The following is a 10,880-nucleotide window of genomic DNA, read 5'->3' on the forward strand; positions in this document are numbered from 1 at the left end:
GCCGCCGCGCATTCGGGCACCGCCAGAAAATTTTCAGCCCATTTTCAGCACGACCTGGCATCTCCGGCCCCGCGCCGGGCTAGTACAATGGCCGCCACCGACGCCACGTAAGCCCCCATGACCGCCATCCCCACCGATACCGCCGCGCTGTTGCAGCAAGCGGTCGCCCTGCATCAACAGGGCCAGCTCGACGCCGCGCTGGCCCTCTACCAGCAAGTGCTGGCGCGCGATACGCGGCAGTTCGACGCGCTGCATCTGAGCGGCGTGATCGCGCGCCAGCACGGCCAGCCGCAGCGGGCCGCCGACCTGATCGCCCGCGCCATCGCCGTCGATCCACGGCAGGCGGCGGCGCACTGCAACCTCGGCGCCGCCCTGCAGGATCTGGGCCGCACGCCGCAGGCGCTGGCCAGCTACGAGCGCGCGGTCGAACTCCATCCCGGCTATGCGCTGGCCTACTGCAATCGCGGCAACGCGCTGCGCCAGCTGGACCGGCGCGACGAGGCGCTGCGCAGCTACGACCGCGCGCTGCTGCTGCGGCCCCGCTATCCCGAGGCGGCCTGCCACCGCGCCATGCTGCTCAACGACAGCGGCCTGGCCGCCGAAGCGCTGGCCAGCGCCGACCTGGCGCTGGCCGACCAGCCCAACTACGTGGCGGCGCTGTGCGCGCGCGCCAACGCGCTGCAAGGCCTGCAGCGTTTTCGCGAGGCCGTCGAAAGCTACGACCGCGCCCTCGCGCTCGACGGCGACAACGCCGAAGCCCACTGCTGGCGCGGCACCGCGATGGGGCGGCTGCACTATTACGACGACGCGCTGCACAGCTACGAGCGCGCCATCGCGCTGCGGCCGCACTATCCGCTGGCGCATCAATATCGCGGCAACACGCTGCGCGACCTGGCGCGCGCCGACGACGCCATCGCCGCCTATCGACTGGCGCTGGCGCAGGGCGCCGACGCGGCGCAAATCGCCTACGCGCTGGCGGCGCTGGGCGCGGCCGACGCGCCGGCGGCCGCGCCCAGCGCCTATGTGGCGTCGCTGTTCGACCGCTACGCCGACCACTTCGACCAGCATCTGGTGCAGGATCTCGACTACCGCATGCCGGCGCTGCTGGACGCCGCGATCCGCCGCCACCTCGGCGGCGACGCGCTCGACGTCCTCGACCTGGGCTGCGGCACCGGCCTGTTCGCGCCCTATCTGCGGCGCTACGCGCGCACGCTGACCGGCGTCGACCTGTCGCGGAAAATGCTGGACAAGGCCGGCCAGCGCGGCCTGTACGATGAGCTCCATTGCGCGGAACTGGGCCAGTTCCTGGCCGGCCGCGTCGAGCGCCACGACCTGATCGTGGCGGCCGACGTCTTCGTCTACATCGGCGACCTGGCGCCGGTGTTCGCGCAAGTGGCGCCGGCCTTGCGGCCGCGGGGCGGCTTCTGTTTTTCGGTCGAGGCGAGCGATGGCGATGGTGGCAAGGGCAGCGCCGCCGCCGCCGACATCGTGCTCGGCCCCTCGCGCCGCTACGCCCATTCGCTGCCGTATCTGCGCCGGCTGGCCGCCGCCCACGGCTTCGAGCTGCTCGAAGCGCAGCCGCAGACCGGGCGCCGCGAGGACGGCGCCGCCGTGCCGTCGTACGCGGTCTACCTGCGCAGCCTGAAAACGGCCGGCCACGCAGGGCGGCCCGCATAAGCGCGGGCGGCGCCGCCTTGCTATACTGCTTCGAGCGAACCAGTCCCCAGAAAGATCGATCCATGAAGCCTGCCCACCTCCTCCCCGCCCCCGCCACGCTGGCCGCCCTGACGCTGAGCGTCTGCGCCGCATGGCTGACGCTTCCGGCCGCCCAGGCCGCGCCGGAGCCGGCGCTGCCGGTGGCGGCGAGCCTGGCCAATTTCGCCGACCTGGCCGACCTGACCGTGCCGGCCGTGGTCAATATCCGCACCACCGGCAAGCCGGCCGCCGACAAGGGCGATGCCGACAAAGACGGCAAGGCGGAAAAAGGAGGGACGGACGGCAAGGGCAAACAGGCCGACCAGGATGAGCGCATGCGCGAATTCCTGCGCCGCTTTTTCGGCGCGCCGCAGCAGCAACAGCAGCAGAAACCGCAACAGCCCGATGATGGCGACGACGGCGACGACGACGGCGACGAGCAAAGCGTGGGCGCCGGTTTCATCATCGCGGCCGACGGCTATGTGCTCAGCAACGCGCACGTGATCGAAGGCGCCGACACCATCACCGTCACCCTCAGCGACCAGCGCGAATTCGAGGCCAGGGTGATCGGCGTCGACGCCCGCACCGACATCGCGCTGCTCAAGATCGACGGCAAGGACCTGCCGCAGGCCACCATCGGTTCCTCGGCCAGGGCCCGCGTCGGCGAATGGGTGATCGCCATCGGCTCGCCGTTCGACCTCGATCACACGGTGACGGCCGGGATCATCTCGGCCAAGGCGCGCGAGACCGGCGACTTCCTGCCGCTGATCCAGACCGACGTCGCCGTCAACCCCGGCAACTCGGGCGGACCGCTGATTAATATGCGCGGCGAAGTGGTCGGCATCAATTCGCAGATCTACAGCCAGTCCGGCGGCTACATGGGCATCTCGTTCGCGATCCCCATCGACGACGCGATGCGCGTGGCCGAGCAGCTCAAAACCAGCGGCCACGTGACGCGCGGGCGCATGGGCGTCTACCTCGGCGACGTCGACAAGCAGGTGGCGACGACGCTGGGCCTGCCCGACGCGCACGGCGGCCTGGTGGGACGCATCGAAAAAGGCGGGCCGGCGGAAAAGGCCGGCCTGCACGGCGGCGACATCATCCTCAGCTTCAACGGCGTGGCCGTGCAAAAGAGCGCCGACCTGCGCCGCCTGGCCGCCGCCCTGCGGCCGGGCACCGAAGTCAAACTCGAATACTGGCGCAAGGGCTTGCGCCGCGACGCCGCGCTGACGCTGGCCGAACTGGCGCCCGACCACGCGCCGGAGTCCGCCCCGCGCCCGCCGGCGCTGCGCCCCGAACAGGAATAAGCGGCGCGCGCTTACAACATGGCCGACGGCGGGCGGCGCATGCGACCCGGCTTTATTGACAGTGGATTTGAATCGATGAGGTTACTGACGCTTTGCTTTTCATATAAGTCACCGAGCACTCGTGAAAGTGGCTGTCGATTTTCTTCGATAATGTGATGGCACCGGTGGCGCCATAAAGGCAAACCAGCCAGAGACCGTCATGATCGGAAAATTCATTCTCATCAAATTTCCATGTTTCAACCGTATGCGCCGCATGCTCAAGCACCGAATAAGGTTTCAGATCAGCCGTCAATTCTGGCGGCCCGGCCATGAAGCCGGCTGACGTCAACGGCAACCGCGATGGAATAAACGCCCTCCAATCACCAGCGGCGACAAGTGGCTGCAGGCCTGCCGGAGCGATGGCGGAGGGACATGACAATGGCGATGCCGGTTCTGCCGCCGCCGCCGTTGTCAGCAATGTGGCGGTGCCAAGTCGCACGCAGACAAGGAAGATTTGTCGTAACATTTTCAGCGCTCGATAACGGAAAATGCATCGGCGTTGTTGCTCGGATCTTTAAACGTCCCATCCGCATTCATGCCTTTTGATTTAATGAAATGCTCCGATATCGATTTCTTATTTTTACTTCGCCATTGGTCCATGATGTATATCCCCCCGAGGCCTTGCCGAACAAAAAAAGCCGCATGATTTCCGTGCGAAAGGCTCAGATACCGACCATTCACGAAGGTGGCAATGGCAGTTCCCTTGCTTACGGCAAGATTGCCTGCGACATCTGGGCCCCGGCGCCACAGCGCGGTGGGGCCGGCATTTGTGTAGCGCCTGATTAGAGCGACACATTCCTGCGTCCCTACTTTAGGCTTGCCTTTCAAATCATCAACACCGCTGTAAACATAATTCATACATCCTCCTTTTTTGAAAGTGAGGATGTACTATGCTGGTAAATCATCTTCAGATATTTGAGGGGCGACAGGAGCAGGCTATCTGAATATTGAAGCAATATTTCTACGTCGCTGCACAAAAGCACAGCGCCTGCGCCCATCCGAACCTCTGCTGAAAGGTGTTGACGCAAACGCGCCGCTGTCCATTAAAATGGCGGTACACCGTAGCTTTCTGATATCGACCGCCATGCCGACCGACGCTACCGAAGCCACCCATCGTCTCAAGAAACGCGGGCGCCCCGCCAAGGGTGAAGGTGGCGGCCTGCGCGCGGAGCTGATAGAAAAATCGGCCCGGCTGTTCCGCGAAAAAGGCTACGACAACACCACCGTGCGCGATATCGCGGCCGCCGCCGGCATCCAGGCCGGCAGCTGGTTCTACCACTTCAAGACCAAGCAGGACATCCTGGCCGCGATCATGGAACAGGGCATGGCGCGCTCGCTGGCCGAGATCGAGGCCATCGCCAGCGAAGCGCTGGCGCCGCGCCAGGCGCTGCACCGGCTGGTCGAAGTCCACCTGCATACGCTGCTGGCGCCCGACCACCATTTCATCGCCGTGCTGCTGTACGAATGGCGCGCGCTGGACCGCCCCGCGCGGGCCCGCATCATCGACCTGAAGGACCGCTACGAGGCCGTGTGGGACCAGGTGATCGCGGCACTGCACCAGTCCGGCGACTGGGCCATGCCGACCCAATTCGACCGCCTTCTGATCTTCGGCGCGCTCAACTGGACCGTCCAATGGTACAAGCCGGCGCGGGGAACGGGCGTGCCGGAACTGGCGCGCCAGGCGGTGCTGTTCATCCTGCGCACGCCGGAACGGGCGGCCGCGCCGGCGCCGTGCGGCCGCCATGCTTAGCGCCACGCGACGGCGCGGCATCATTATCACCACCAGCCGGTATCGATATAAACGGTTTATACCGATACGCGCTATGCTGTCACATCCCTACCACCACGAGGACCGACCATGATTTATGAAATCGCCGAGCTGACGATCAAGCCAGACACCCACGCCGCCTTCGAAGCCGCCGTGACGCAGGCGGTGCCGCTATTCCAGCGCGCCGCGGGCTGCGTGTCGATGCGCATGGAGCGCGGCATCGAGGCGCCCGATACCTATCTGCTGGTGGTGGGCTGGCAGACGGTCGAGCATCACATGGTCGACTTCCGCGACAGCGCCGACTTCCAGGAATGGCGCCGGCTGGTGGGCGACTACTTCGCGCAGGCGCCCAAAGTCCACCACTACGCGGGCGTGGTCGCCGGTTTCGGCGGCTGATCGCCACTGACGGCCGGGTGATACGGCGCGCTCGGGTGCGACGTTAATCGTTGTAAAAGCGCACAATGGGCCTCGAACAAGGAGACCCATCATGACTACCACCGTGCACCGTAACTTCAAACAAGTGGCCGACGCCGAAAGCGCCCGCAGCGCCCTGCTGGCCGGCGGCTTCAGCGCCTCCAGCGTCACGCTCAACGCGCACACCATAGGCGACAGCCCGGACCTCGTGGCCGGCGCTGTCGAAAGCATCATCGACCAGCTCACGCCGGGCGGTGAAGGCGCGGCCGTGCGCGCCCGTCATCAGGAAGGCGCGCTGCTCAGCGTCGACACCGACGATGACGACCAGCGCCAGCAAGCCGACGCCATCATGCAGCGCTTCGGGGCGGTCGAGGCCTGACCGCCAATCGGAGGCTGCCCCGGGAAGGCGCGGACGGCGAGCAATCGGAGTCAACACCAGGGACCACCGGGTGCGCAGCAGCCGAGGCGACAGTTCGCCGCCTACATCTCGGGATGGTGAAACACCTTGCGCAGGTAGGCGAGGAAAGTCTCGTCCTTGCACAACGTTTTGCCGGGCGAGTCGGACAGCTTGGCGACCGGCTGGCCGTTGCAGCACACCAGCTTCATGACGATGTTCAGCGGCGTCAGGCCGACGTCGTTGGTGAGGTTGGTGCCGATGCCGAAACCGACCATGATGCGGTCGGCGAAGTGGCGATACAAGTCGAACGCCGTCTCCAGATCCAGGCCATCCGAAAACACCAGGCGCTTGGTATTGGCGTCGATGCGCAGCGCCATGTAGTGGGCCAGCGCCTTTTCGCCCCACACCACCGGATCGCCCGAATCGTGCCGCAGGCCGTCGAAAAGCTTGGCGAAATACAGGTCGAAGTCTTCGAGGAAGGCGTCCATGCCGACGACGTCGGTCAGCGCCACCCCCAGGTCGCCGCGATACTCCTGCACCCAGTCTTCCAGCGCCGCCTTCTGGAAATCGCGCAACCGCACGCCGAAGGCCTGGAACGATTGCATGTATTCGTGCGCCATGGTGCCGATGGGCGGCAGGCCGAGCATCCTGGCCAGATAGACGTTGGACGTGCCCTTGAAATACTGCGGCACCTCGCGCGCCAGCGAGCGCACCACCTCCTCGTGCCAGGCGCCGGAATAGCGGCGCCGCACGCCGAAATCGGAAAATTCAAACGGATGCCGGCGCGCCGGCTGCGCGCCGAAGGCCTTCAGCGCGGCGATTTTTCCGGCCAGCCGCGCGCGGCCCTCGGCCAGCGCGGCGGCCGCGTCGAAGCGGCGGAAATACAGTTCGTTGACGATGTAGAGCACGAAGATTTCAAACGCCATCACATGCACCTGCGGGCCGCCGGCGCGGATCAGCAGCGTGTCGCCGTCGGTGTCGACGTGGATGAATTTGCGCTGGAAGCGGAACACCGTGAGGAAGTCGACGAAGTCGCTTTTCATGTAGCGCAGCGAGCGCAGATAATCGAGTTCCTCCTCGGCGAAGGCCATGCCGCACAGGTGGTCGAGCTGCTGTTCGACTTCGGCCTTCAATTCGGCCAGCGGAAACTGCGGCGTGTTGCGGCACACGAATTCATATTCGGTCAGCGAATTGGGATGGCCGTGCAACAGCGCCTGCCACATCGTGAATTTGTATAAATCGGTTTCCAGCAGGCTGCGCACGACGGGCGTCATGGTGGACGTCATTGCATCACTCCAGATGTCATCAAGCCTACATCTTACTCTTGAGCGCCGTCGTCGTTAGCGGCCGGCGTTCAGCAGCAGCTCTTGCAGCACCTGGTCCGATTGCGCCAGCCGCACGCCGCGCGCCCGCATCGCCAGCAGGAAGGCTTGATACTGCGGGTCGAAGCCGTCGACGGGGCTCATGCAGTCGGTCACCAGCACCAGCTTGGCCGCCTGCGGGCCGAAAGCGTCGGCGATATGCTCGGTGGTGGACTTGACGCAGTGGCTGCCCGCCTCGCCGACGATGTAGATGGCGTCGACCCGCGCCAGGTCGGCGATCAGGGCCTCGTTGCGCTGCGTGGCCGGGTCGCCGGCATCCGGCACTTCGGCCATGACGGCTGAATAGTGCTCGGTCCACGGGTTCGATCCCTTGACGATTTTGGCGGCCACGCCGAGCGCCGCCTCCTCCCAGCGGTTGTAGGCGGCGCGCACGGCGGCATGGACGTTGTGGCCCCACGTGCCGATCTCGCAATGGACCGGCCATATCATCAGCCGATAGCGGCCGGCCGCTTCCAGCGCGTCCAGATAGGCCAGCGCGCGCGGCAAGGCGTCGGGCCGGCGCGGCAGGTAGCGCGCGGCGCGCACCTCGGCGGCCGAAATCTGCGTGAACGGCGCCACCGGCGCGCCGTCGTGCGCGTACCAGAAGCCGGGATGGGCGATGTCGTAGCGGTGGTGCGAATCGAGCGTCACGCTGATGGCGCCGATGCCGGCGCGGCCGCCGTCGATCAGCTTCGCCACGCGCAGCATGTCCTGGTGCGCGCCGGGCACCGGCAGCGCCGGCGCGTACTGGCCGCCGGTGGCGGGATCGTCGGGCCGGTGGTCGGACGGCAGGTCGCAAAAATCGTTTTGCGGGTCGATGATGAGCAGGTGCAGGCGGCGTTTCATGGCGGGCTCCAAGGCGCGGGGATAGTCGCATGATAATGGATATGGGATGACGGCGCCCGGCGCGGAAAAAATCCGCGCCAAAGCGGGCCATGTAGAATAAGGCGCTGTTTCAGATGCTCCCGCCCCCCACCCTTTTACCGAGACCGATACCATGACCCTGCGATACGCTACCCTGCTGGCCGTCACCGCGCTGGCCGCGCCCTTCGCCGTCTGCGCCGCGGACATCGCCGTGCCGGACCCGTTGCAGGTGGCGCCTGGACAGAAGCTGGTGCTCGATGTGCGCGGCGTCGGCGTGCAGATTTATGTGTGCAGCGCGCTGGCGGCCGACGCCAGCCGATTCGAGTGGCATTTCAAGGCGCCGGAGGCGGAGCTGTACGAAGGGGACGGCCGTAAGGTCGGCAAGCATTACGCGGGGCCGACGTGGGAGTCGAACGACGGCAGCAAGGTGGTCGGCGCGGTCAAGGCGCATCAGGACGATGCGCGCGGCGCGGCGATTCCGTGGCTGCTGCTGAACGCGAAATCGACGCAGGGCGCCGGCATGTTCGGCAAGGTCGATGCGATCCAGCGGCTGGCGACCGAGGGTGGCCTGGCACCGAAGGATGGCTGCGGGGCGGCGCAGCTGGGGCAGGAGTTGCGGGTGCCGTATCAGGCGGTGTACCGGTTCTTTAGCGCGGATTGATGCGGGCGCGCTTGCTCGCGCGTTCACTGAAATGGGCCCGGCGCGTGTTCCTCGGGGTCAGACCACGGTTTCGGCGCCGGCGGCCTTCCGGTTTCGGCGCCCGCATCCATCTTCCGCGCATAAAAAAACCGGAGCAAGCTCCGGTTTTTTGTCACCGCTCGCGGTGCGTATTACGCTGCGATGAGGGCGGCGATTTTGCTGTTGCTCTTGGCGATGGTGTTGGCGACGGCTTCTTCACCCATGGCCACGCCTTCGGCGCGCACGTAGGTGACGTCGGTCATGCCCAGGAAGCCCAGCACGGTGCTCAGGTAGGTGGTCAGGAAGTCGTAGGCGGCGGCTGGGCCTTCGCTGTAGACGCCGCCGCTGGCGGTGAACACGTAGACTTTTTTGCCGGCCAGCTGGCCTTCAGGGCCGTTGGCGCCGTACTTGAAGGTGCGGCCGACGCGCGCGACGTGGTCGATCCACGCTTTGAGCGTCGATGGCACGGAGAAGTTGTACATCGGCGCGGCGATGACGACGACGTCGGCGGCGATCAGCTCGTCGACCAGCGTGTCCGAGGTCTTGATCGTGTGCGCCTGGTCGGCGTTGCGCGCTTCGGCCGGGGTGAAGAAGGCGCCCATCATCTGCTCGGTCAGGTGCGGCACCGGGCTGGTGGTCAGGTCGCGGGTGACGACGGTGTCAGCCGGGTGGGCGGCTTGCCACTGGGCGATGAAGGCGGCCGACTGCTGGCGCGACAGGGAACCGGAATTACGCACGCTGCTGTTGATATAAAGTACGTTTGCCATGATGCAGATCCTCTAGGGTGGGAGACTACGGTTGATAAATGGCCGGTTCCAGACTGCGGGACACGCCAAAATGTTCGTTGCATGCATCTTAGTTTGGATTTAATATCGATGAAACACCCTAAATTTGAATCGATAATATCGATTTTATAGATATGCGAGATCCCGGCCTTCCCTCCCTCGACCAGTTGCGCGTCTTTATCGCCGTCATCGACCACGGCGGTTTCGCCCACGCCGCGCGCGCGCTGCACCGCACGCAGTCGGTCATCAGCTACACCATCGCCAATCTGGAGGAGCAGCTCAACGTCGAGCTGCTCGACCGCAGCAAGCGCAAGCCGGCGCTGACCGAGGCCGGCAAGGCGCTGCTGGCCGACGCCCGCGCCGTCTCGCTCAAGGTCGACAGCATGCGCTCACGCGCCAAGGCGCTGTCGGCCGGGCTGGAGGCGGAGGTGTCGCTGGTGGTCGACGTGATGTTTTCGACCTGCACGCTGGTGCGCATCCTGCACGCCTTCCAGCGCGAGTTTCCGACGGTGTCGATGCGGCTGCGCATGGAGGGCCTGGGCGCGGTGACGGAGCTGGTGCTCAACCGCGTGTGCCGCATCGGCGTCAGCGGCTGGATGCCGGGTACGCCCGACACCATCGAACGCCAGAGCTGCGGCTTCGTGACGATGGTGCCGGTGGCCTCGCCGCTGCACGCGCTGGCGCAGATCGAGGGCAAGGTGCCGAGCGCCATCTTGCGCGAGCACACGCAGCTGGTGGTCACCGACCGCAGCACGCTGACGGCGGGCCAGGATTTCGGCGTGCTGGCGCTGCGCGACTGGCGCCTCGGCGACCTGGGGTCCAAGCACGCGCTGCTGCGCAGCGGCATCGGCTGGGGCAATATGCCGCTGGAGCTGGTCAAGGACGATCTGGACGCCGGACGTTTGGTGCGGCTGGACCTCAACGAGGGTAGTTCGATCAATTTTCCGCTGTACGTGATCCATCGCGGCGACGACGAGCCGGGGCCGGCCGGCCAGTGGCTGATGCAGCAGTTTTTGCAGCCGCCGGAGGGCCTGCCGCCGCTGCCGCCGGGGCCGCAGCAGCCGATGCTGACCGCTTGAGCGCGGCAGCGCCGACGATGCTGGGCGGAATCCTACACGCCCTCGTCTAGTGCGCCTACGCGCCACGGCGAGCGGCCGGCCTAGCATGATGCATCGTCGGTGACGTCGCCGCTGCCGGCGCAGGCGCTGCCCGCAGGGCGGGCGGCCTGTCCATCATCGAGGAGCCATCATGAGCAAAGACAGTAAAACCCATCGACCGCCCAAGCAAGGCGCCAGCACCGCCGGCGGCAAACAGCAGGCCGACCAGTCCCCAAAGGATCTGAAGGCCGGGAACCAGAGCCGCAGCGACCAGCGCAACGCGCAAAGCGGCGCGGATTCCTCGGCCGCAGCTACCGAACGTAACCGCGCGGCCGGCGCGCGCGGCGACGCCAACCAGCACCATACCGACAATCTCCAGGGGAATGTGAAGGCGCACGCCGCGCCGAAGGGCGATGGCGCGTCGCACGGCGGCAAGTCGCGCTGAGTCGGCCACCGGCGACGACAAGCGGGGGG

At 66.2% G+C, this 10,880-nt stretch carries 13 protein-coding genes; 8 read left to right on the forward strand and 5 right to left on the reverse strand.

The window, feature by feature from the left end; translation table 11 throughout:
- The first annotated feature begins 117 nt into the window (after nt 1-117).
- Together Q0S71_RS25150 and Q0S71_RS25155 are read left to right on the forward strand one after the other, a co-directional pair.
- On the forward strand, nt 118-1,677 hold the full coding sequence (locus Q0S71_RS25150; protein WP_296001770.1) for a tetratricopeptide repeat protein: 1,560 nt from the start codon (nt 118-120) through the stop codon (nt 1,675-1,677).
- A gap of 62 nt (nt 1,678-1,739) precedes the next feature.
- Nucleotides 1,740-3,002: a trypsin-like peptidase domain-containing protein gene (locus Q0S71_RS25155; protein ID WP_296001773.1), complete on the forward strand. Its 1,263-nt coding sequence runs from the start codon at nt 1,740-1,742 to the stop codon at nt 3,000-3,002.
- A gap of 52 nt (nt 3,003-3,054) precedes the next feature.
- Here Q0S71_RS25155 and Q0S71_RS25160 read toward each other — a convergent pair whose 3' ends face one another.
- Together Q0S71_RS25160 and Q0S71_RS25165 are read right to left on the reverse strand one after the other, a co-directional pair.
- On the reverse strand, nt 3,055-3,507 hold the full coding sequence (locus Q0S71_RS25160) for an STY0301 family protein (RefSeq protein WP_296001776.1): 453 nt from the start codon (nt 3,505-3,507) through the stop codon (nt 3,055-3,057).
- Nucleotides 3,508-3,509: 2 nt separating this feature from the next.
- A complete protein-coding gene (locus Q0S71_RS25165; protein ID WP_296001779.1) occupies nt 3,510-3,899 on the reverse strand; it encodes a BPSL0067 family protein in 390 nt (129 codons plus the stop codon).
- Between the two features lie 226 nt (nt 3,900-4,125).
- On the opposite strand from Q0S71_RS25165, the gene Q0S71_RS25170 reads away from it, so the two are divergent.
- From Q0S71_RS25170 to Q0S71_RS25180, 3 genes are all read left to right on the forward strand, one after another.
- Nucleotides 4,126-4,791: a TetR/AcrR family transcriptional regulator gene (locus tag Q0S71_RS25170; protein ID WP_296001781.1), complete on the forward strand. Its 666-nt coding sequence runs from the start codon at nt 4,126-4,128 to the stop codon at nt 4,789-4,791.
- 108 nt (nt 4,792-4,899) lie between these two features.
- The gene (locus tag Q0S71_RS25175; protein WP_296001783.1) at nt 4,900-5,205 is read left to right on the forward strand and encodes an antibiotic biosynthesis monooxygenase; all 306 of its coding nucleotides are present in this window, start codon (nt 4,900-4,902) and stop codon (nt 5,203-5,205) included.
- 91 nt (nt 5,206-5,296) lie between these two features.
- Complete coding sequence (locus tag Q0S71_RS25180; RefSeq protein ID WP_296001787.1) at nt 5,297-5,602, forward strand: hypothetical protein; 306 nt, start codon at nt 5,297-5,299, stop codon at nt 5,600-5,602.
- 101 nt (nt 5,603-5,703) lie between these two features.
- Here Q0S71_RS25180 and pncB read toward each other — a convergent pair whose 3' ends face one another.
- The gene (gene pncB / locus Q0S71_RS25185; RefSeq protein ID WP_296001806.1) at nt 5,704-6,894 is read right to left on the reverse strand and encodes a nicotinate phosphoribosyltransferase; all 1,191 of its coding nucleotides are present in this window, start codon (nt 6,892-6,894) and stop codon (nt 5,704-5,706) included.
- Between the two features lie 66 nt (nt 6,895-6,960).
- A complete protein-coding gene (locus tag Q0S71_RS25190) occupies nt 6,961-7,827 on the reverse strand; it encodes a cysteine hydrolase (protein ID WP_296001790.1) in 867 nt (288 codons plus the stop codon).
- A gap of 151 nt (nt 7,828-7,978) precedes the next feature.
- Between Q0S71_RS25190 and Q0S71_RS25195 the strand changes: the two genes are divergently transcribed.
- Entirely contained in the window at nt 7,979-8,506 is a 528-nt protein-coding gene (locus tag Q0S71_RS25195; RefSeq protein ID WP_296001794.1) for a DUF3455 domain-containing protein, read from the forward strand.
- A gap of 170 nt (nt 8,507-8,676) precedes the next feature.
- Here the strand turns inward: Q0S71_RS25195 and Q0S71_RS25200 are convergent, their stop codons facing one another.
- Nucleotides 8,677-9,291: an FMN-dependent NADH-azoreductase gene (locus Q0S71_RS25200; RefSeq protein WP_296001796.1), complete on the reverse strand. Its 615-nt coding sequence runs from the start codon at nt 9,289-9,291 to the stop codon at nt 8,677-8,679.
- Between the two features lie 152 nt (nt 9,292-9,443).
- On the opposite strand from Q0S71_RS25200, the gene Q0S71_RS25205 reads away from it, so the two are divergent.
- Entirely contained in the window at nt 9,444-10,388 is a 945-nt protein-coding gene (locus Q0S71_RS25205) for a LysR family transcriptional regulator (RefSeq protein WP_296001800.1), read from the forward strand.
- Nucleotides 10,389-10,557: 169 nt separating this feature from the next.
- Nucleotides 10,558-10,851 carry a hypothetical protein gene (locus Q0S71_RS25210; protein ID WP_296001803.1) on the forward strand — a complete coding sequence of 98 codons (294 nt, stop codon included), beginning with the start codon at nt 10,558-10,560 and terminating at the stop codon, nt 10,849-10,851.
- The last annotated feature ends 29 nt before the right edge of the window (nt 10,852-10,880 follow it).

The organism is Rugamonas sp., assembly GCF_025354735.1.
Lineage (GTDB): Bacteria > Pseudomonadota > Gammaproteobacteria > Burkholderiales > Burkholderiaceae_D > Rugamonas.